22 protein-coding genes are annotated in these 19297 nt (G+C 67.5%); 17 read left to right on the top strand and 5 right to left on the bottom strand.

Annotated elements, in window-relative coordinates; genetic code table 11:
- Nucleotides 1-98 precede the first annotated feature (98 nt).
- A complete protein-coding gene (locus tag DFR39_RS10820) occupies nucleotides 99-770 on the top strand; it encodes a PEP-CTERM sorting domain-containing protein (protein WP_133603572.1) in 672 nt (223 codons plus the stop codon).
- A gap of 50 nt (nucleotides 771-820) precedes the next feature.
- Here DFR39_RS10820 and DFR39_RS10815 read toward each other — a convergent pair whose 3' ends face one another.
- The 3 genes from DFR39_RS10815 to DFR39_RS10805 all read right to left on the bottom strand — a co-directional run bounded on the left by DFR39_RS10815 (nucleotide 821) and on the right by DFR39_RS10805 (nucleotide 4672).
- A complete protein-coding gene (locus DFR39_RS10815; protein WP_133603571.1) occupies nucleotides 821-2689 on the bottom strand; it encodes a TRAP transporter large permease subunit in 1869 nt (622 codons plus the stop codon).
- 2 nt (nucleotides 2690-2691) lie between these two features.
- The gene (locus DFR39_RS10810; RefSeq protein WP_133603570.1) at nucleotides 2692-3720 is read right to left on the bottom strand and encodes a TRAP transporter substrate-binding protein; all 1029 of its coding nucleotides are present in this window, start codon (nucleotides 3718-3720) and stop codon (nucleotides 2692-2694) included.
- 67 nt (nucleotides 3721-3787) lie between these two features.
- The gene (locus tag DFR39_RS10805) at nucleotides 3788-4672 is read right to left on the bottom strand and encodes a TRAP transporter TatT component family protein (protein WP_133603569.1); all 885 of its coding nucleotides are present in this window, start codon (nucleotides 4670-4672) and stop codon (nucleotides 3788-3790) included.
- A 410-nt stretch (nucleotides 4673-5082) separates the two neighbouring features.
- On the opposite strand from DFR39_RS10805, the gene DFR39_RS10800 reads away from it, so the two are divergent.
- A complete protein-coding gene (locus DFR39_RS10800; protein ID WP_133603568.1) occupies nucleotides 5083-5925 on the top strand; it encodes a COG1361 family protein in 843 nt (280 codons plus the stop codon).
- Nucleotides 5926-5953: 28 nt separating this feature from the next.
- On the opposite strand, the gene DFR39_RS10795 is transcribed toward DFR39_RS10800, so the two are convergent.
- A complete protein-coding gene (locus tag DFR39_RS10795) occupies nucleotides 5954-7354 on the bottom strand; it encodes a sigma-54 interaction domain-containing protein (RefSeq protein ID WP_409847482.1) in 1401 nt (466 codons plus the stop codon).
- Between the two features lie 322 nt (nucleotides 7355-7676).
- Between DFR39_RS10795 and DFR39_RS10790 the strand changes: the two genes are divergently transcribed.
- Together DFR39_RS10790 and DFR39_RS10785 are read left to right on the top strand one after the other, a co-directional pair.
- On the top strand, nucleotides 7677-8543 hold the full coding sequence (locus DFR39_RS10790; RefSeq protein WP_133603775.1) for an MBL fold metallo-hydrolase: 867 nt from the start codon (nucleotides 7677-7679) through the stop codon (nucleotides 8541-8543).
- 91 nt (nucleotides 8544-8634) lie between these two features.
- Nucleotides 8635-10341, top strand: a complete 1707-nt coding sequence (locus DFR39_RS10785) for a SulP family inorganic anion transporter (RefSeq protein WP_246030788.1) — start codon at nucleotides 8635-8637, stop codon at nucleotides 10339-10341.
- A gap of 104 nt (nucleotides 10342-10445) precedes the next feature.
- On the opposite strand, the gene DFR39_RS10780 is transcribed toward DFR39_RS10785, so the two are convergent.
- Nucleotides 10446-10742 carry a helix-turn-helix domain-containing protein gene (locus tag DFR39_RS10780; RefSeq protein WP_133603566.1) on the bottom strand — a complete coding sequence of 99 codons (297 nt, stop codon included), beginning with the start codon at nucleotides 10740-10742 and terminating at the stop codon, nucleotides 10446-10448.
- A gap of 289 nt (nucleotides 10743-11031) precedes the next feature.
- Here DFR39_RS10780 and DFR39_RS10775 point away from each other — a divergent pair, with 289 nt between their 5' ends.
- From DFR39_RS10775 to DFR39_RS10715, 13 genes are all read left to right on the top strand, one after another.
- Nucleotides 11032-11268 (top strand): hypothetical protein, encoded by a 237-nt coding sequence (locus DFR39_RS10775; protein WP_133603565.1) that lies wholly within the window; start codon nucleotides 11032-11034, stop codon nucleotides 11266-11268.
- Nucleotides 11269-11453: 185 nt separating this feature from the next.
- Nucleotides 11454-11795 (top strand): hypothetical protein, encoded by a 342-nt coding sequence (locus DFR39_RS10770; RefSeq protein ID WP_133603564.1) that lies wholly within the window; start codon nucleotides 11454-11456, stop codon nucleotides 11793-11795.
- The gene (locus tag DFR39_RS10765) at nucleotides 11792-12013 is read left to right on the top strand and encodes a hypothetical protein (protein ID WP_133603563.1); all 222 of its coding nucleotides are present in this window, start codon (nucleotides 11792-11794) and stop codon (nucleotides 12011-12013) included. Before DFR39_RS10770 ends, DFR39_RS10765 begins: the two co-directional genes overlap by 4 nt.
- A complete protein-coding gene (locus DFR39_RS10760; protein WP_133603562.1) occupies nucleotides 12010-12363 on the top strand; it encodes a hypothetical protein in 354 nt (117 codons plus the stop codon). The genes DFR39_RS10765 and DFR39_RS10760 overlap by 4 nt, the downstream gene beginning before the upstream one ends.
- Before the next feature lie 9 nt (nucleotides 12364-12372).
- Entirely contained in the window at nucleotides 12373-14235 is a 1863-nt protein-coding gene (locus tag DFR39_RS10755; RefSeq protein WP_133603561.1) for a replication endonuclease, read from the top strand.
- A 230-nt stretch (nucleotides 14236-14465) separates the two neighbouring features.
- Entirely contained in the window at nucleotides 14466-14795 is a 330-nt protein-coding gene (locus DFR39_RS19845; RefSeq protein ID WP_162849484.1) for a hypothetical protein, read from the top strand.
- 1 nt (nucleotide 14796) lies between these two features.
- The gene (locus tag DFR39_RS10745) at nucleotides 14797-15312 is read left to right on the top strand and encodes a hypothetical protein (RefSeq protein ID WP_133603560.1); all 516 of its coding nucleotides are present in this window, start codon (nucleotides 14797-14799) and stop codon (nucleotides 15310-15312) included.
- The gene (locus DFR39_RS10740; protein ID WP_133603559.1) at nucleotides 15309-15959 is read left to right on the top strand and encodes a hypothetical protein; all 651 of its coding nucleotides are present in this window, start codon (nucleotides 15309-15311) and stop codon (nucleotides 15957-15959) included. Before DFR39_RS10745 ends, DFR39_RS10740 begins: the two co-directional genes overlap by 4 nt.
- Before the next feature lie 289 nt (nucleotides 15960-16248).
- Nucleotides 16249-17100: a major capsid protein P2 gene (locus tag DFR39_RS10735; protein WP_133603558.1), complete on the top strand. Its 852-nt coding sequence runs from the start codon at nucleotides 16249-16251 to the stop codon at nucleotides 17098-17100.
- A 73-nt stretch (nucleotides 17101-17173) separates the two neighbouring features.
- A complete protein-coding gene (locus tag DFR39_RS10730) occupies nucleotides 17174-17578 on the top strand; it encodes a hypothetical protein (protein ID WP_133603557.1) in 405 nt (134 codons plus the stop codon).
- Nucleotides 17579-17581: 3 nt separating this feature from the next.
- Complete coding sequence (locus DFR39_RS10725) at nucleotides 17582-17899, top strand: hypothetical protein (protein WP_133603556.1); 318 nt, start codon at nucleotides 17582-17584, stop codon at nucleotides 17897-17899.
- A 4-nt stretch (nucleotides 17900-17903) separates the two neighbouring features.
- On the top strand, nucleotides 17904-18551 hold the full coding sequence (locus DFR39_RS10720; protein WP_133603555.1) for a hypothetical protein: 648 nt from the start codon (nucleotides 17904-17906) through the stop codon (nucleotides 18549-18551).
- Between the two features lies 1 nt (nucleotide 18552).
- Nucleotides 18553-19278 carry a hypothetical protein gene (locus tag DFR39_RS10715; protein ID WP_133603554.1) on the top strand — a complete coding sequence of 242 codons (726 nt, stop codon included), beginning with the start codon at nucleotides 18553-18555 and terminating at the stop codon, nucleotides 19276-19278.
- Nucleotides 19279-19297: the final 19 nt, after the last annotated feature.

The following is a 19297-nucleotide window of genomic DNA, read 5'->3' as shown; positions in this document are numbered from 1 at the left end:
CCCCGGAGCACTCCGTCTGCGACACGGCTGGCCCCAGCCGCGCCGCTGCATGGCCGGAGCGCTCCTGTCTCGCTTCAAGCGGAGGAGTAGAAGAGAAGATGAACCTGATCAAGCTGAATACCAAGACCCGTCTCGCCCTGGGCGCCACCGGCCTGCTGCTGGCCGGCGCGGCCCAAGCGGGCGTGCTGGCGAGCTGGACCTTCCAGAACGCGGCCAATAACAAGGTTTCCGACATCGAGGCCAGCAGCACCGCCCCCGGCGTTCGCAAGGCCCTGTTCAACACCGACAACAATGGTGTGGAGAACTGGAGCGGCAACAAGCTGTCCGTGACCCGTATGTTCAACTCCACGGACAACACGCCCTGGCTGAGCTTCACCCTGGACAACACGGTGGAGAACCTCAAGCTCTCCTTCACCCACTTCCACAACCACAACTGGGGCTTCCCGACTGAGCGTCAGTACAAGTTCGGTGTGCAACTGGATCAGGGCAAGGGCTATGGCAACGTGGCCCGGGATCTCATTGCCTCTACGGCCACCAGCGGCCAGAACCTGAGCGTGGATCTGGCGTCTAGCCTGGGCCCTGGCAGCTACAGCGTGCGCTGGGTGGGTTATGGCTTTGGCTGGGGCAACAACTCCGGCAGCGAGTTCTTCGCCTTGGACAATGTGACCCTCAGTGGCAGCAACAAGGTGCCCGAGCCCGCATCGTTTGCCCTGGTGGGACTGGCCCTGGCCGGCGTGGCCGTGGCACGTCGCCGCCAACAGCGCGGCTAAGCGGTCCCAGGCAGGGCGCTTGTCGCGGCAGGCGCGGCTGCGCCTGCCGTCTAGCGGACCAGCGCTGCCAGCCCGAGGCTCAAGCCCGGCAGCAGCGCAATCAGCAGCGTGCCCACAAAGATGGCGAGCATGGCCGGCAGCACCGCGCTCGCCACATAGCGGATCGACTTGCCGAACATGGCGGCCGCAAAGTAGATGTTCATGCCGGCCGGCGGGCACAGAAAGCCCAGCTCCATCGCCGCCAGGAAGATGATGCCGAAGTGCACCGGGTCGATGCCGTAGGCGAGTGCCAGCGGCAGCAGCAGGGGCACCAGCACCGCGATGGCGGCAAAAATCTCCATCAAGGCGGCCGCGACGAACAGGAAGGCGCACAGGGCCAGCAGGAACAGGTACTTGTTCGGGATGGCGCCCTGCACCCATTCCACCGCCCGATCCGGAATGCCCGCATCCACCAGGTAGTTGGTCAGCGCCAGCGCCATGCCCAGGATCAGCATCACGCCGCCGATCAGCTGCGCGCATTCGGACAGGCAGCGCGCGAGCAGGCGCCAGCCCAGCTCGCGATGCGCCAGCGCCTGGGTCAGCAGCGCATAGGCCGCCGTCAGCGCCGCACTCTCGGTGGGTGTGGCCAGGCCGCTGGCCAGGGAGCCTATGGCCACCACAGGCGCCAGCAGCTCCCATTTGGCGGTCCAGGCCGCCGCCAGGGCCTGGCGCGCGTTCGGCCGGCTCGCTGCGGCAGGGCTGCCCACAGGGCTGCTGCCGCGCAGAAAGCCGCCGAACAGCAGCAGGCAGGCCACCATCACCAGGGCCGGCACGAGGCCGGCCAGGAACATGTCCATGATGGGCACGCGGGCGATCACCGCATACATGATCAGCGGCACCGAGGGCGCCAGCAGCACGCCCAGAGCGCTGGCGCTAGTCACCAGGCCGATGCCGCGCTGCTCGGGGTAGCCGGCATTGCGCAGCAGGGGCAGCAGCAGGCCACCCAGCGCCAGAATCGTCACGCCGCTGCCGCCGGTGAAAGCGGTGAAGGCCGAGCACAGCACGGCGGCGGCCAGCACCGTGCCACGTGCGCCGCCGCCAAACAGCGCCACGAAGAGGGTGCCCAGGCGCTGCGCCGCCCCCGTGCGCGCCATCACCAGGCCGGCCAGCGTGAACAGCGGCAGGGCGGGCAGGGAGGGGTTGACCGTGATCTGGTAGTGCGAGAGCGCAATCGAGGCCAGCGGCAGCCCCTCGCTCCAGAACAGTGCCAGCGCCAGCCCACCCAGCACCGCAAACACCGGCGCACCGGCCAGCAGCGCCAGCAGCAGCAAGGCCAGCGCCGGCCACAACAACCCGCCCTGGCCATCGCCCGCGGCGGCCAGCAGCCAGCCGCTCAGCGGCAGGGTCAGGCCCAGCGCGATGCGCGGCAGCAGGCCCGGGGCGCAGCGCAGGCCCAGCTTGAAACCCAGCAGCGCAAAGCCCAGCGGCATGCCGGCCTGCACCCACCACACTGGCAGGCCGTAGGCCAGCGTCTGCGCGCCCTGGATCTCGCTGGCCACGAAGCGCCAGCTGGCCATCGCCAGCATGCCGCACAGCAGGGCGGCGCTGCCCTTGGCCACGGCCTGCACCCAGGCCTGGCTGCGTTCGCTGCCCAGCTGGCCCAGGCTGCTGCCCAGGGTGCTGAGGTGGCCATGGCGCTCGGCCGCCACCGCGCCAAACATGGCCAGCAGCAGGCCCAGGTGCTGTACCAGCACCGGCGCGTTCTCGATGCCGCGACCCATCAGCGGGCGCAGCGCAATCTCGGCCAGCGGCAGCAGCACCATCAGCGCCAGTGCGGCGGAGGCGATGCCCTCGTCAAAGCGCGGCAGCCAGCGGGCCAGGGCGCCGCTTGCAGGCCGGTCCGGCGCCGCTGCAGTCGCCGGCGCGGCGTGGTCTGACATCTTCACTGCCCCTTGCTGGCGCGGTAGGCCTTGAGGTGCATGAAGACCTCGTCAAAGGTGTCGGCCGGCACCATGCTGCCGCGGATGCGCGGGTACAGGCGCTCGGCCAGTTCATTCCACTCGCGCATCTGCTCGGGCGTGGGCTTGTTCACCTTGAGGCCGCGTTTCTTCATAGCCTCCACCGCCTCGTCCACTTCCCGGCGGGCCTGCTGGCGCATCACCACGCCGGCCTTCTCACCACCGCTTTTCAGCGCCTGCTGGGCGGCGGGCGTCATCGCATCCCAGGCCTTCTTGGTCACCACCAAGGCCCCAACGATGGGCGCCCAGTTGATGTCCAGCATCTGGCCGGCGGTGTTGTAAATCTGACTCGCCAGCGCGAAGTAGGGTGTGGACGGCACCACGCTGATCATGCCGGTCTGCATGGCGGGCAGGATGTCGGCCGTCTCCAGCGGCACCGGCGTGTAGCCCAGGCTTTTCATGATGGCCTGTTGCTCGGGCTCCGAGCCCCAGGCGAAGAACTTCATGCGCTTGAAGTCATCCGGTCGCAGCGCGGGCTCCTTGGAGAAAAAGCGCACCCAGCCTGCGTCGCCCCAGGCCACCACCACGAAGCCGCGATCGAGAAAGCGCTTTTCCATGGCCGGGCGCATCTTCTCGCGCACATGGTCCACCTCTTCCCAGCTGCGAAACAGCAGCGGCAGGTTCTGCAATGCGGCCACGGTGGGTTCGATCTCACGCAGTCCCACCACCGACATCAGCGCACCCTGCAGCTGGCCGATGCGCATGCGCCGGGCCAGCTCGGCCTCGCCGCCCTGGCTGCCATCGGTGAAGGCCACGAAGCGGGCATTGCCGCCCTGCGCCGCACGCCAGCCTTCACCCAGTTCCATCAGTTGCTGGTGGTATAGCGAGTTCTTGGGCACCAGGCTGCCGATGCGCAATTGCACCGGCGCCTGTGCCCAGGCGCTGCCGACGGTGCTCATCAAGGCCAGCAGCAGGGCGGCGGCGTGGCGACGGTGGAGGCGATGTTGTGTCATTGACGTGGCGGTGTGGGAGAGGGGGCTTCTTGCTTGAAACGGGAGGAACCCGGCAGGCTGCCGGGCCTCAGAAGAGATCGTCAGCGCTGTCCAGCAGCCATTGCGCGCGCTGGCGCATCACCTGATTGCCCAGGCTCTGCCCGGGCACGGCCAGTGCCTGGCGCAGCAGGGCCTCGAAGGTGGCGCGATCACCGGCGGGCAGGGCCAGCGTCTCGGCCTTGCCCACCAGGGTGCCGGCATTGCGGCCGCCGGCGGCGCCAATTGCCTGGTCGAACAGGCTTTCGGCCCGGCGAGCACTGCCGCCGGGGCGCGAAGCTTCCAAGGTGCCCAGCAGCGCGGCCAGAGCACCCTCGCCATGTGCGGGCTGGGTCACCCAGGCCCATTCGGCCAGACGCAGGGCCAGCGGCAAATCGGCCACCGCCTCGGGCCGGTCCTTGGACAGCGAGATATAGGCGGCCCACGAAGCCGCCGCCCAGTAGGCCAGGCCCACCTGCTCTGCGGGCAAAGGTGGCAGCGGCTGTTGCGTTGGCGTCTGCTGCAGGCGCTTCAGGAAGACGCCGTCATGATGTTGCTCCAGTGCTGCCATGGCGTGGCGATGGGCGCGTCCGTACAGGCGCGCTGCACGCTGGCGCAGCTGCTGCGCGGCACGCGCATCGCGGCTCTCGAGACGGTCGGCCTCGAAGGCCACAAAGGCATAGGCATATTGCGTGAAGCCGCCCGCCACCGACTCCGCCAGTGCCAGATGCCCCGGCGTCTGGCGCAGCAGGGACTCGGACAGCTTCAGATAGAAGGCACTGGACTCACGCGCGAGCTGCAGGTCCTCCTCCTCGACCAGACCCTGGCCAGCCAGTTCATCCGCCACGCCGCGCACCAGCATCAGCCGTGGCGAGCAGGCGCTCAGCAGGGAGGCTGCCAGCAGCAGGACGAGAAGTCGAAGAGGCAGCAGCTTCATGCGGGGGAGCGAGCAAGGGGCAAGATGCAGGGGCCACGCACAAGCTCGTGAAAGCCCGGCAGTGACAGCCGCGTGAAGTCTAGGCAGGCTTGGTGAACAAGCTGTGACGCTGTCATATGCGGCGCGACCCAAGGTCGGAGCGGCCCGAAGACCAGGCACGTGATACCTGGGGGACCAGGACGCGCTACCTCCGCGGCCCGCCGGGCGTTTGTGGGTGTTTTCGCGAGCCCGGCCCATAAAATTCCGCACCTCTTCCACCCCCTACCGAAACACACTTTGGACCTCATCAGTTCATCGACAGCTCTGTTTCGCCTTCTTCTCCCAAAAGCTTTCGAGGAACCACTATGAGTCAGCAAACCGCCAAGATCAAAGCCCACCCCCGTCGTCGCGGGGCACTGGCGTTCGCCACGATGTCTGCGCTGGTTTTTCTCAGCGCCTGCGGCGGCGGTGGAGGTGGCGAGGTCATCCCGCCGCCGCCCATCAATGCGGCGGAACTGTCAGTGCTGGTCAAGCCCGCCGGTAACCCGATTCCTTCGAGCAATGGCAGCCAAATACTGGCCAGCATCCAACTGAGCAATGTGGGCAAGGGGGTGGCGGGGACGACCGACCTCAGCATCACGGCCGACGCTGAGTTGCAGGACATCAAGGTGCTGAACTGCAAGTCGGACAACCCGGGTTCCGTCTGCCCCGCCAGTGGTGCACGCATGTCCATCAGCAATCTGCAGCCCGGCTCCTCGCTCAGCTTTGATGTGGCGGGTGTGGTCAAGCTGGGCACCAGCAAGGTGATCAATCTGAGCGCCTCGGCCATGAGCACCAATGGCGGGCAGCTGTCCGCCAGCAACAACTCGCTGGGCTTCAAGGTCTACAGCGTGGACGTGTCCGTTCAAGCGACGGGCCCCGGTGGCAAGGTGCCGGCGGGTGGCAGCTTCAACTATGTGGTCACGGTGGGCAATAAGGGGCCTGATGCGTCCTCTGATGCGCAGCTGCGGATCGACCTGCTGAGCAGCCCTACCGCCACGGCGCCCACCTTGGGCACCATCAGCTGCAGCGCTTCCGGTGGCGCGGTGTGTCCCACGGAGTTGAAGGTGGGCGATATGACTCTGCCGAGGCTGCCCAAGGATGGCGCACTGGTCTTCACCTTGCCCTACAGCTTTGCCCCGGGCGTGACGCAGTCCACGCTGTTCAACGTCAGCGTGCGAGCCAGCGCAGACACCGACAGCAGCAACAACAGTGTCTTGATTGGAACGCCCTGAGTTCACAGGCCGCGGCCAAGCGGCCGGATCAGCCGCCGGCCAGCGCCTTCAAGCGCCGATACAAGGTCCGCTCGCTCCAGCCCAGGGCGGACGCCATCTCCCGCCGGGTCCCGCTGAACTGGCTGATCCACGCCCGCAGGGCGCTGTCATCCAGCTCCCGGGTCGGCCGTCCAAAGGGCGGGCGGGCTGAATCGGCAGCCGGCCCGGCAGTCGCTGGGTCGGGGTAGGCCGCGGGAAGTTGCGGGCCTGGTGTGGCAACGCCCCCCGTGACTGCTGCCGCCACCGGCACCCCCAAGCCCGCGGGCAGATCCTTGGTGCGGATCACCCCATCGTCGGCAAACAGCCGTGCCCGCTCCAGCACATTGCGCAGCTCGCGGATATTGCCGGGCCAGGAATGGGCCTGCAGCCGCGCCAGCGCCTCGGGTGAGACCTGAATCCGCGCCTTGAAACCACGAGCGCGCTGCAAAAAGGAATCCACCAGCATGGGGATGTCCTCGCGGCGCTCGCGCAGGGGCGGCAGCACGATGGGAAAGGCGGCGATGCGGTAGTACAGGTCCTGTCGGAACAGGCCTTGGGCCACCATCTGCTCCAGGGGCTTGTGGGTGGCGGCCACCAGACGGAAGTCGGCCTGCAGGGTTTCGACCCCACCCACGCGGCGGTAGGTGCCCGACTCGATCAGGCGCAGCAGCTTGACCTGCATGGACAGGGGCACATCGCCGATCTCGTCCAGGAAGAGGGTGCCGCCCTGAGCGGTTTCCACCAGGCCCTTCTTGCGGCCCTGGGCGCCGGTGAAGGCGCCTTTTTCGTAGCCGAAGAGTTCGCTCTCGAACAAGGTTTCGGGCAGACCGGAGCAGTCCACCACCACAAAGGGACCGCCCGCCCTGTCGGCGCCGCAGGCCTCGTGCACCGCGCGGGCAAAGAGTTCCTTGCCGGTGCCGGATTCACCCAGCAGCAGCACGGGCAGGGCCGAGGGCGCCACGCGCTGCACCGCGGCCAGGGCGGCATTGAAGCTCGGGGATCGCCCCACAAGCCCGTCGGCGCTGGGCCGGGGCGCGGCGCTGCGCACGGTACACAGGCGCTCCACATAGGCCACCACCTCGCGCGAGGCGTCGAGGATGGGGCGCAGCTCCACATCCACATGCTCGGGACCGCGTGGCGTGTGGTGGATGTGCAGCACGCGGTCCGGTCCGCGGGTCTCGCGGGCACGGGCCATGGGGCAGTGCTCCCCAGCCTGGTCGCAGGGCACGTCGTAGCCGTGCGAGACCTCGTAGCAGGGCCGACCCAGATAGGGCCTTTGGACCGCGCCGAACTGGCGCCGGTAGGCGGTGTTGGCCGCCAGGATGCGGTAGTCGGTGTCCAGCACGATCATGGGGCGGGCCTCGTGCTCCAGGTAGGACACCAGGGCTTGCACCTGGGGTCCTGAGCTCAGGACCAAGCCGGCGGCCGGGTCGGCGGCGGCAGGCGGGGGTGGGGCGCTGTCATCGTGCATGGCAGGCATTCTGCCAACCCTGCCAAGGACTGCCAAGCTGGCAGCAAATGCACTGCCACTGCGATGGCTGGATTGCCGAAGACATTGAAAAAACCTTTGTGCATCAGGCACTTGAGTCCCTGTCGTGGACTTGGCATGCAACTTGAGAGGTGATATGCATCATCTTGGGCTGAGGCCCCACGAACAGGAGATTGGCATGACGATGACGAGCACGACGACCGCAAACAGCGGCGGCAGTATCACAAGTGGCGGCGGCAGCCGCATGCAGGTGGAGGCCTTCTTCGATCCGGATACCTGGACCCTGAGCTATATCGTGCTCGACCGCGACACGCGCCAATGTGCCTTGGTGGACAGCGTGCTGGACTACGACCCCAAGTCGGGCCGCACCCGCCATGCCAGCGCCGACAAGCTGATCGAGCGCGTGCGCGCCTTGGGCGCTACGGTGCAATGGATTCTGGAAACCCATGTGCATGCCGATCACCTCAGCGCCGCGCCCTATCTGAAGCAGCAGCTGGGCGGCCAGACGGCCATTGGGCGCCAGATCACCACGGTGCAGAAGGTGTTTGGCACGCTTTTCAACGCCGAGCCCGAGTTTGCCCGCGACGGCCGGCAGTTCGACCGTCTGCTGGACGATGGTGAGAGCTTCAGCATCGGGGGCCTGCAGGCCCGCGCCCTGCACACCCCCGGCCACACGCCGGCCTGCATGAGCTATGTGGTGAGCGATGGCCAGGAGACCGCCGCCTTTGTGGGCGACACCCTCTTCATGCCGGACTACGGCACGGCGCGCTGCGACTTCCCCGGCGGCGACGCGCGCACGCTCTACCGCTCCATCAACAAGGTGCTAAGCCTGCCGGCTCAAACCACGCTCTATATGTGCCACGACTACCTGCCCGGCGGCCGCGAGCTGCAGTACAAGACCACGGTGGCGGAGCAGCGGGCCCAGAACATCCATGTGCGCGATGGCATCAGCGAGGATGAGTTCGTGGCCATGCGTCAGGCGCGCGATGCCACCCTGGCCATGCCCACCCTGATCCTGCCCTCCGTGCAGGTGAATATGCGTGCCGGTGAGCTGCCGCCGCCCGAGGACAACGGCACCCGCTACATCAAGATTCCGCTCAATGCGCTCTGAGCCGGGGCAGGGGACGGCGATGCCAGATGCGCAGGGCGGCCCGCCAAACCGGCGCAGAACAGGGCTGTGGCGGGCGCTGCCGCGTCTGCCTGTGCTGGACTGGGGGCGGCGCTATGACCGCGGCACCCTGGTCAGCGATCTGGTGGCAGCGGCCATCGTCACCATCATGCTGATTCCGCAGAGCCTGGCCTATGCTTTGCTGGCCGGTCTGCCGCCCGAGGTGGGGCTGTACGCCAGCGTGGCGCCCTTGCTGCTCTATGCGCTGTTCGGTAGCAGCCGGGTGCTGGCCGTGGGGCCGGTGGCCGTGGTCTCCCTGATGACGGCGGCGGCCATTGGCCAGCTGGCGCCGGCCGGCTCCCCGGCGTACTGGACGCTGGCCCTGACCCTGGCCGCGCTCAGCGGCCTGATGCTGCTGGCCATGGGTCTGCTGCGCCTGGGTTTTCTGGCGAACTTTCTGAGCCATCCGGTGATCTCGGGTTTCATCACCGCCTCGGGCCTGCTGATCGCGGCGAGCCAGCTCAAGGTGCTGCTGGGCGTGAAGGCCGAGGGACACAATCTGCTGCAGTTGCTGGGTGCCCTGGCCGGCCAGCTGCACAAGGTGCACGGTCCCACGCTGGTGCTGGGCCTGGTTTGCACGGTGTTTCTCTTCTGGGCCCGCAAGGGGCTCAAGCCCGCGCTGATGCGCCTGGGCCTCAAGGCTCGCGCGGCCGAGCTCGGCGCCAAGGCGGGACCGGTAGCGGCTATCGCGCTGAGCACCTGGCTGTCCTGGCAGCTGGACTGGGCGGGGCAGGGCATGAAGATCGTGGGCCATGTGCCCCAGGGCCTGCCACCGCTCACTTGGCCCAGCTTGGACCCGGCGGTGTGGAAGGAGCTGGCCCTGCCCGCCCTCCTGATTAGCGTGGTGGGTTTTGTGGAATCGGTGTCGGTGGGCCAGACCCTGGCTGCCAAGCGCCGCCAGCGGATCGAGCCGGACCAGGAGCTGGTGGCCCTGGGCAGCGCCAATCTGGGGGCGGCCTTTACCGGCGGCTTTCCGGTCACGGGCGGTTTTGCCCGCTCGGTGGTCAATTTTGATGCGGGTGCGCAAACGCCCGCAGCGGGCGTATTCACGGCCATGGGCCTGCTGGCGGCCTCACTGCTGCTCACGCCGGCCCTGTACTACCTGCCTCAGGCCACACTGGCGGCCACCATCGTGGTGGCGGTGCTGTCCTTGGTGGACTTCGGCATGCTGGCGCGCACCTGGCGTTATGACCGCAGCGACTTCGCCGCGGTCGCCGCCACCCTGCTGGGCACCCTGGTGCTTGGGGTGGAGTGGGGCTTGGTGCTGGGGGTAGGGCTGTCGCTGCTGCTCTACCTCGCTCGCAGCAGCCGTCCGCATATCGCGGAAGTGGGCCTGGTGCCGGGCACCGAGCACTTCCGCAATGTGCTGCGCCATGAGGTGAAAACGGCGCCCCAGCTGCTGAGCCTGCGGGTGGACGAAAGCCTGTATTTCGCCAACGCGCGCAGTCTTGAGGACCGCATCAACAATGCCGTGGCCAGCCGGCCCGGGCTCAGACATGTGCTGCTGCAGTGCTCGGCCATCAATGCAATCGATGCCAGCGCGCTGGAAAGCCTGGAAGCCATTGACCAGCGCCTTCAAGAAGCCGGCATCAAGCTGCACCTCAGCGAGGTCAAGGGTCCGGTGATGGACAGGCTGGAGCGCACCGACTTTTTGCGCCAGCTCAGTGGTCAGGTCTTCCTGACGCATTACCAGGCCATCCAGGCGCTAACCCCCGAGGTCTGCGTCGGAGATGGTCATTGATATGACAATGTGTAATTTGCCGCCCTGCTGATCGCGTCTAAGTCCTTATCAGCCAAAGAAAAACGGCGCCGCAGCGCCGTCTCAAAATGCGACAAGGGGCGGCATCAATCCGCCGTCTTGCGTCTGGAAGTGCCCGCCACCCGGCGAAGCTGCGAAAGCCAGAATTCCCGCATGCCTTCATCGCTTGCGCGCTCGGCATTGAGGGCAAAAATCGCCTCGGCAGGATCGACCCCCGCAACCTCGGCAAGCCGCATGGCTATTGGCTCTGCGGGCACTGAACGGCCCGTACGGTAGTTGGAAATTGCGTTCGGATTGATGCCTATGAGCTTGGCAATCCGATAGTCCGAGACGCCGCCCTGGTGAGCGCGTGCGATATCCAGAAGCTGGACGGTAGAAAGCATTGAAACCCCCCGGTTTCGTGGCCCTGGTGCCACATGGCGCCAATGTATCCCGACTATCCCAAGTGGGAAATATCAAAAGCAACTTGTGAGTCACAAGAGGCTTGGGATAACGTCCGCCTCGCTGACCGGGTTCCTTGACAACTCCCCCGGTTCCTCCCCGGTCAGCCCCGCAAGGGGAAGCGCCGGGACCAGAGGCAGCGGCCAGTTAAGCCGCCATCGGCCGATGGGGGTCATGCAAAGGCCCGGCGCTTCCCCTTGGGGCCTGGGGGATAGCGAACCAGGGGGTTCTATGCCGCGATACACGACCAAGACCGGCGCCGGCTGCGCTTCGATCCACAGCGAGCCGGGGCGGGTGATCTTCAACGGCGCCGCGCTGATGCCTCATGAGGCCGCCATGCTGGCCGACGCGCTCAACGATTGCGCCGAACGCGCCGAGCAGCTGGGCGAACTGGCCGCCAAGGCAAACCGCCTCAACATCGCCGGCATCCGTGCCGGCCAGCCTCTGGCAATCACCTCGGGGGGCTGAGCCATGAGCGCAAAGACCTATTGCAACCACTGGCGCGAGCATGGGACCGCCTTCTGGAAAGTCTTCATCCATACCGGCCTGCGCCGCGTGTTTCCTGGCTACGGTGTGAGCGGCTGCGAAGACTGCGCAAGCGCTAGAGCCGTAGTTGATGACTTTGGGAGTCTTGTGGTTGTAGAGGGCTGGAAATGAGCCGCCGCGAAATCCCGGACTTGCCAGAGGGCTGGCTGATTGCACTGGTGGCCGTGCTGGTCTTCATCCTCTTTGTGCTGTCTTTGCTGGTCTACCCGCCGAACGCCAGAGCCGCCGAGCCCATCAAGGCCGGCGCCGTCTGCACCGTGCCCGATGCCTGGTATTCGGTCCCCAACACCCAGCCCCAGGCCACCGCGCCCCAGGCCGTGCGCGTGGTGCTGCTGGCACCCATCCCGGCCACCAATGAGCCCGGCGCGTGGATCGAGCCGACCACCGGCCCCCGCGCTGGCTATCAGTTCCTGATCCAGGCCGAGCGCCTGAAGGAGTGCAAGGCATGATGAGCGCGATTGAAGAACTGAACGCGCGCGCAAAGGCGCTGGAGAGCCTGGCCGAGCGCCAGGCCCAGGCCGCAGAGCGCCAGGCGCACGCGCTGGAAAAGATGGCGCAATGCGTCTGCGTGGTGGCGCTGGCGAAGCTGGCAGAAACCGGCCAGGATAGCGACGATACAACGCGGGTCTTTCGCAACGCTGCGGACTTCGTGAGGGCCGGCAAATGAGCGGCGCCCTTAATCCCGAACTGGCCCAAGCTGCCGGACTGATTGCCCTACGCGCGGAGGCCGCAGCCCGTGGCCTCACGCTCGGGCGCCTGGCGCAAGCCAAGCTGCTGGAAAGCCTGGACAAGCACCGCGCCGCCCAGGGCGCCGAGAGCCTGCCGGGCAAGACCTGGCGCTTGATGGCCCTGCGCACCCGCACCGTGCTGGTGATGCTGGCCGCCAAGACGGACGGCGACCCGCGAGAAGTGGCCCGCAAGCCCTGGGAAGCGCTGGACGAGGCCGACCGCGACAGCATTGCCGCATGTGCGCGCACCCTGCGCCGCGACCTGGCAGACGTTTCTAGCCTGTTCTGAGACTGGGCCGTGTCTTTCTCGGCCTCGTTCCTGCGCTGGGCGCGCGAAGAAGCAGATCGCCCCTGGGCAAATGCCGAGTACAGGCAGGGCCTGGAGGCCATCGCGCAGGCCCGCGAGGACCGCACCACCGCACCCATTGACCCGCACGCCAGCGACCGCGCCTTGTGCGACCTGGCGCGGCGCCGTGCCGACTGGATGACCGACGCCATAGGCGCGGCCCGAGAAATCATCACGCGGGACTGGCTCAATACCCGGCTTGAGCAGCTGGAGGCCCGGCCCTTCGATGAGTTCAAATGCGGCGCCGGCACCGTGGCCGAGCAGCTGGCCGGCATGGTCAAACGGGCCTGCTGCCCGCACTGGTGGCGCCGCCAGGTTCGACGCGCCGCCGTACGTAAGCGCGAGGCCCAGGCCCAGGCAGCGGGGCGCGTTTCCGTACTTACGGGACAGCCGTACGTGACGGACGAAACCGTACAGCGCCGCCAGGCCCGCCACAAGGCGAACCGGGCCATTCTGGAGGCCACCGAGATAGAGGCCGCAGACGGCCAGATTCTGAGCCTGTGGGCCGCCGTGGAGGCCAGCACGGCGAACAAGGCCATCCGTCGCGGCGAGCTGATGACCCGCATTCGAGGCTGCGACGAATGGGCGCAGGCGCGCGGCCTGGTGGGCCTGTTCACGACCAACACCCTACCGAGCCGCTTTCATGCCCAGCTGTTCAAGGGCGGCAAAAACCCCAAATGGGACGGCAGCACCCCGCGCGAGGGCCAAGGCTGGCTGCGCAAGACCTGGCAGCGCACGCGCTCAGCCCTGCACCGCGAACGCATCGGCGTGTTTGGTTTCAGGATCGCCGAGCCGCATCACGATGGCTGCCCACATTGGCACATGCTGATTTGGACCGAGCCGGCCAAGCTGGAGCGACTGCAAGCCATCATGCGCAAGCAGTGGCTCACGGACGCAGGCGACGAGCCAGGCGCCCAGGAGCACCGGGTCAAGTTTGAAGTGCTGGACCCGGCCAAGGGCAGCGCGGCGGCCTATGTGGCGAAGTACATCGCCAAGAACATCGACGACTTCGGCGCCGTGGGCACCGAGGGCCACCGCGACGAGTACGGCGGCGAGCAGCTGGAATTGGTGGAAGGCGGGCGCAAGGCCCAGCGCGTGGAAGCCTGGGCCGGCGAATGGGGCATCAGGCAGTTTCAGGCCATCGGACAGCCGCCAGTGACTGTGTGGCGCGAACTGCGCCGCATCGATCGCCAAGCCGTGGAGGGCGGCACGCGCGCCCTGGTGGCGGGCCATGAGGCCGTGAACCGGGACGGCGAGCGCCGCGCCTGCTGGCGGGCCTACATGGACGCCCAGGGCGGCGCCATGGCGGGCCGCGCCTATCAGCTGCGACTGCTGGCCGAGACTGAGCCCCGCATGGGCCGCTACGGCACCACCTACCAGCCCCGCCCGCTGGGCGTGTTTGACAAGGACCGGCCCGAAGTGGTGGGCACCAGCAACCGCAAGCGCTGGAAGCCGCGCGGCACCTGGGAGGCCAGCGAGCAGGCCGAGGCACGGCACGGCCTGGCCGGGTGGGCGCGCGGCGCCTACCTGGGCGCATGGGCAAGGGCGGCGCAGCCGACCGCGCAGCCTCGGACCCGTGTCAATAACTGTCCGCGAGGGCCGCGCGTGGATCTGATGAAAGCCGGCATTGTCGGCGCGAGTTTTGGGGAGCCGGGGGGCTTTAAGGACTCGACACCATGGGCGACGACGCCAACACCCCCCAAACCGGCACCGACAGCGGCGCCAACACCCTCCCGACCATCACCGAACGCGCCGAACGACTGGCACGCGCGGCTGATGCTGCACCGGCATTCGGTGGCCTTCGCGGACACCTGACCGAAGCCGCCGAGTTTGCGCAGGCCCTGGCCGCCGACCTGGCCGACCTGCGCGCCGAACTGAGATCGACTCGAAACGAGTTCGCGGAGGCCCTGGTCGCCGAACAGTACTTGACGCGCGCATATCTGCAAGAGACGCGCGAAGAGTTCGCCCGTTTCGCGGCATCGGTCCAGCCACCGGCGCCGCTGATCCCGGCCAACCCCGAGCAGCCAGGCGCCGAGGGCTGAACCATGGCAGCGCGTGAAAACGAGATTGGCAAGGCCCGCTGCCCGCTGTGCGGCGGAACTGCCTCCCTGCGCGTGTCGGCATCTGGCCTGTCTTACCTCGCCATGGACTGCTGTAAGGCGCAGTTGTTCACGCGCGGCGACCACTCCGACACCCTGGCGCGCGGCCTGCTGCTGAAGGAGCAGCACGCCGCCGCCAAGCCGGCGCCGGCCCCTGCCAAGCCCGAGCCCGCACCGACGCCCGCCAAGCCGGCGCCGGCCCCCGAACCCGCCCCAGCGCCGGCCCCTGCGCCCGCGCGCAAGCCCATGGGCTGGGGCCTCTTCCCGAATGCCTGACATGGACCCCGACAACCAAGACACCCCCGAGGCCGGCGACCAGGCCGGCGCGGCGCCCGGCCCCGACCTCTCGCACCTGATCGACGAGGCCGACGCCCTGGAGGGCACACAGGCCGCCGCCGCCGCAGAGAAGGCCGCCGCCGCCGTGGCCGACCTGACAGCCGCAAACCGCCAGGCCCTGCGCGATGCCCTGGGCATGGCCCGCATGATCGCGGCGCCGGCAATGGCCTTCTGGCCCGACTTCGGCACCTGCTGGAGTGACCGCCAGCTCGACGCAATTTCGGACGCAGGCGCCGCCGTCATGGCCCGCCATGACCTGACATTCGGCGAGCTGGCCGCGCAGTACGGGCCTTACATCGCCCTTGCCGGCGCGACCCTGCCGCCCGGCCTGGCGACCTATGCAGCGATCAAGGCCCGCCGCGCCGAACTGAGCCGGCCCGCGCCCAGGCCGCCCGCGCCGCCCAGCCCGCCGCCCATGCCCGCAGGCGCCACCCCGCAGGAGGGCACCCGGCTGTGAGCGTCCGCAATGAGCCCAAGATATGGGCCTATATCGGCGCGAGCGGATCAGGTAAGGGGGTGAGCATCAATGCCGCCTTGCGGCAGCTGAAGCCGGCCCGCCTGCTGATCTGGGACCCGCGCGACGAGTACGACAAGCACGCGCCGCGATACACCAGCCTGAAGGCCCTGGCCCTGGCCGTCGCCAAGGCCGGCGCCGGCCCCTTCCGTGCGCGCTTCGTGGCCGGCGACTCCATGAAGCTGGAGGCCGCCTTTGCCTTCGTCTGCCGCCTGGCCTTCGACGCGGGAAACTTGGTGTTCCTGGCCGAAGAACTGAGCGACGTCACCAGCGCCAGCCAGGCGCCGCCCGCCTGGCGGAAATGCATCACCCAGGGCAGACACCAGGGCCTGCACATCATGGCCGCCGCCCAGCGCCCGGCACTGATCGACAAAACGCTACTCGGGAACTGCACCTTTGTGCGCTGCTTCGGCCTGCGCTATGACGACGACCGCCGAGCGATGGCAAAGGCGCTGGACGTTGACCAGGCGCGGGTTAACGCCCTGCGCACCGTCAAGGACTCGCGCGGCGTGGTGATTGCGTACCTCGAACGCGACTTCCGCAACGCGGACGAGGCCCGCGCCGGCAACATCAAGCTAAAGGCGACGTAGGGCCTACGTACAGACGGAAAGCCTTGCGACGTATGCCGGCGCCGGCTTGAATGAGGCCCGCGAACCCGCAACACTTCAACCGCCCAAAGGAGGGCAACAAATGGTTTCCCAAGTCAAAAACGCTGCCATGACTACCGGCCTTGTGCTGCTTACCATCTTCGTGCTGCGCCAGGTCGGCGTGACGCGCGATATGGTGGACAAGGCCCTGGCCGGCTGATCCAGCAGCACCAGCACACCGCAGCGGCGCCGGTAGCGCCGCATCACCACAAGGGGCCGGGGGGCGCTATGTGTGATCTATCTCCGCTTGCCCCCGTTCAATCCCGTTGCTAACGGCGTCCGCTCGACCATCCAGATTCCGCGCTATGACATGACGCTCGGGCGCGTGGTCCTGAAGTTCATCGGCACCAACTCCATCACCAAGGCCACCATCAGCGAAATCGTCGTCAAGATCGGCGCCCGCGTGGTCTATGGCCCCATCAGCGGCGCCGAACTGGACGCGCTGAACAAGTACAAGGGCATTCACGACCAGGCCGACAGCCTCACCATCGACTTCACCGAGCGCGACGGCCTGAGCGTCGTCGCAAAAGAAATCGGCGGAATCGACATTCCGGCCTTGGGCGGGCAAGACATGTTTATCGAAGTGGCGAACACCGCCGCATCGGGAACGCCGGCCCTGTACGCCCTGGGCGGCTTTACCAGCCTGCAATTCAATCCAAAGGAACCGAACCCGGACGGACAGCTGATTAAGAAGCTGCTGAAGATTCAGGTTCCGACCAGCGGCGGCACCGCCATCACGTGGACCCCGATCTTCAAGGGCGCCATCGTGCAGCGCATTCATTTCAAGTACACCGGCACCGACTGGACCGCGAGCGCGAACGGCAATGTGCAGTCGGTGGAGTGCAAGAAAAACGGCGTGGCCGTCTGGGACCGCATCGAATGCCGCGATGCACGCTTTGTGGAGCAGGAGCAGCGCAAGACGCCGCAGAGCCGCTACTACCACTTGGACTTTGTGCATGACAACGTCCACAGCGCGGCCCTTGCAACTGCGGACGCCCGCGCGCTGGAGTTCAACCTTGCGTTGGGCGCTGCCGACACGATCACGGCTATCGTGGAAGTGCTGGACAGCCCCAACAACCTGTGACCCCGCAGCCCTGAAGCAAACCAGCCCGGCGCCCGTGTGGCGCTGGGCCTGACAACACGAAAGGGACGCACAAATGGGTGCATTCTGGGATTCCATCAGCGGCGCCGGCTATGACGGCACCGAGGACGGCGGCGTGGGCGATGTGGGCGCGAACGACAGCCCGCAAGTCATCGCAGCCCGCAGCGACGGGAGCGGCGGCTTTTGGTCGGGCGCCTTGCAAGTGGCGACCACCCTAGGCACCGGCTACCTCGCCAAGCGCATGGATATTGACCTGTATAGCCGCGCACAGGCCGCGCAGCCTTATCCGACCCTCGGCAGCACGCAAGGCCCGCTGTTCATGGGCGGCGCAGGCGTGCCCCGGCCTGGCGGCGTGAGCCTGGGCCAGCAGCGCCCGCCGACGCTGCTCAACCTCAACGCGCTGATGCCCTTCCTGCTGGTGGGCGGCGTGGTGTGGTTCGTGGCATCGAAGAAGGGCTAAGGCATGCTCGAAATGTTCCTGGCCTCCAAGGCCGGCGCCTCCCTGGCGGGTGGCATCGGCAAGGGCCTGGGCGATGCCATCGGCGGCGGCGGCGGCCCCATGGTCAGCGGCGGCACCACCGACGCGCGCTCCATGATGGACGGCAGCGGCTGGACGGTATCCACCGGGAGCAGCCGCGCCACCGGAGGCCGCGCAGGCGGCGCCACCATGGGCCAGCCCACCGCGCCCGCCTTCGGCTATGCCGACCAGGCCGGGATGAATCCGCTGCTGGCGCTGGCGCTGGCCGGCGCCTTCGCGGCCTTCATCATCAAGAAGGGGTGAGCTCATGGGCTTGTTCAGCACCAAGAAGAGCAGCAACACCAACACCAGCACGAACACCACCTACAACGACAACCGCCAAGTCAACGACGCAGGCGGCGGCATCGCGGGAAGTGGCAACGCCTGGGACTCCAGCACGAACTGGGTGGACGCGAGCCAGACCAGCTGGACGCAGAACACCGACAACAGCAACCGCAGTCGGAACAACTGGACCGATAACAGCACAACCCACGTGCAGACCATCGACGCCGGCCAGACCGAGGCCGCGCGCCAGATTGCCCTGGCCGCCATCACGGCAGCCCGCGACAGCAGCCAAGGCGCCACCAGCGCCGCCGCCCGCGCGCAGGAGGCCGCCATAGCCTCGGGCGAGCGCAGCACGCGCGGCGCCCTGGACCTGGCGCAGACCAGCACGGCGGCGGCCTTCCGCTCCAGCACCGAGGCCATGGGCTGGGCCGGCGAACGCTTCGACCAGCTGGCCGGCCTCACGGGCGATCTGCTCAAGGCCAGCAGCCGCAATGCCGACAGCGCCGCCGCCAATGTGGCCGGCGCCTACAGCGCAGCCGCCAGCCAGGCCAACGGAAACAAAACCCTGACCATTGCGGCCCTTGCAGCCGTGGGCCTTGTGGCCGTAGTGGTCGCAATGAAAAAGGGCTGACATGCTCCAGACTCTGACCTTTTCCGGCCCCCGCCTCATCAATGCGGCGGCCTCGTTCTTCCGCTACGAGAGCGGAAGCGCAGGCGGCGCCGATGAATCCATCAGGGTTCGCGCAGACGGCGCAGACCTGGGCCTGTACTTCCCCGGCGATGCAATCGAATTGCCGCAGGCGTGCAGCACCTGGGAAATCAGCCCGACCTCGGGCGCCTGTGCTGGCATCGTGCGGCTGGGCGTGGGCCGTGTGCAGTCGGCCCGCTTGGTGGGTAATGTGCGGGTAATCGACGCCGAGCGCGACAAAGTGGCGGCAGGCGTGTGCTTTCGTGCTGCGCCTTCAGCGACCGGAAACGCGCCGGTCTGCCAGATTTATAACCCCGCTGCGTCTGGGAGAAACCTGTTCATCATGAGCGCACGCGGCGGCGCCTTGGCGGCGGATTCGTGGGGGGTCCGTGTGACGACGACGCAGCACGCGACCATTGCTAGCGCGGGACCGAATCTAAGCGTTGTGAGTGCAGCGGCGCCGGTTGCACTAGTCCGCACCGACGCAACAGCCGCAGCCGTGGCGGCCCCTCGTTTCTATGCAAGCGGCTACATGCAGGCGAACCAGGATGCAGGCGTGGAGTTTCGGCGCCCGCTGATGATCCCGCCAGGCTTCGGAATTGACTTCTATATCAACGCGCCCAGCAACACCCTGCGCGCTAACTTCGAGTGGGAAGAGTGGCCCGCGTAATAGCCGCCGCTGCTGGCCT

The sequence above is a fragment of the Roseateles asaccharophilus genome, assembly GCF_004362405.1.
GTDB classification, from domain to species: Bacteria; Pseudomonadota; Gammaproteobacteria; order Burkholderiales; family Burkholderiaceae_C; genus Kinneretia; species Kinneretia asaccharophila.
The sequence above is the reverse complement of the archived record's forward strand: the minus strand, read 5'-3'. Positions and strand labels throughout refer to the sequence as shown.

Excerpts from the sequence above, each read along its gene's own strand:
- DFR39_RS10820 (WP_133603572.1), top strand. The coding sequence starts at position 99 with ATGAACCTGATCAAGCTGAATACCAAGACCCGTCTCGCCCTGGGCGCC.
- DFR39_RS10815 (WP_133603571.1), bottom strand. The coding sequence starts at position 2,689 with ATGTCAGACCACGCCGCGCCGGCGACTGCAGCGGCGCCGGACCGGCCT.
- DFR39_RS10810 (WP_133603570.1), bottom strand. The coding sequence starts at position 3,720 with ATGACACAACATCGCCTCCACCGTCGCCACGCCGCCGCCCTGCTGCTG.
- DFR39_RS10805 (WP_133603569.1), bottom strand. The coding sequence starts at position 4,672 with ATGAAGCTGCTGCCTCTTCGACTTCTCGTCCTGCTGCTGGCAGCCTCC.
- DFR39_RS10800 (WP_133603568.1), top strand. The coding sequence starts at position 5,083 with ATGTCTGCGCTGGTTTTTCTCAGCGCCTGCGGCGGCGGTGGAGGTGGC.
- DFR39_RS10790 (WP_133603775.1), top strand. The coding sequence starts at position 7,677 with ATGCAGGTGGAGGCCTTCTTCGATCCGGATACCTGGACCCTGAGCTAT.
- DFR39_RS10780 (WP_133603566.1), bottom strand. The coding sequence starts at position 10,742 with ATGCTTTCTACCGTCCAGCTTCTGGATATCGCACGCGCTCACCAGGGC.
- DFR39_RS10775 (WP_133603565.1), top strand. The coding sequence starts at position 11,032 with ATGCCGCGATACACGACCAAGACCGGCGCCGGCTGCGCTTCGATCCAC.
- DFR39_RS10770 (WP_133603564.1), top strand. The coding sequence starts at position 11,454 with ATGAGCCGCCGCGAAATCCCGGACTTGCCAGAGGGCTGGCTGATTGCA.
- DFR39_RS10765 (WP_133603563.1), top strand. The coding sequence starts at position 11,792 with ATGATGAGCGCGATTGAAGAACTGAACGCGCGCGCAAAGGCGCTGGAG.
- DFR39_RS10760 (WP_133603562.1), top strand. The coding sequence starts at position 12,010 with ATGAGCGGCGCCCTTAATCCCGAACTGGCCCAAGCTGCCGGACTGATT.
- DFR39_RS19845 (WP_162849484.1), top strand. The coding sequence starts at position 14,466 with ATGGCAGCGCGTGAAAACGAGATTGGCAAGGCCCGCTGCCCGCTGTGC.
- DFR39_RS10745 (WP_133603560.1), top strand. The coding sequence starts at position 14,797 with ATGGACCCCGACAACCAAGACACCCCCGAGGCCGGCGACCAGGCCGGC.
- DFR39_RS10730 (WP_133603557.1), top strand. The coding sequence starts at position 17,174 with ATGGGTGCATTCTGGGATTCCATCAGCGGCGCCGGCTATGACGGCACC.
- DFR39_RS10725 (WP_133603556.1), top strand. The coding sequence starts at position 17,582 with ATGCTCGAAATGTTCCTGGCCTCCAAGGCCGGCGCCTCCCTGGCGGGT.
- DFR39_RS10720 (WP_133603555.1), top strand. The coding sequence starts at position 17,904 with ATGGGCTTGTTCAGCACCAAGAAGAGCAGCAACACCAACACCAGCACG.
- DFR39_RS10715 (WP_133603554.1), top strand. The coding sequence starts at position 18,553 with ATGCTCCAGACTCTGACCTTTTCCGGCCCCCGCCTCATCAATGCGGCG.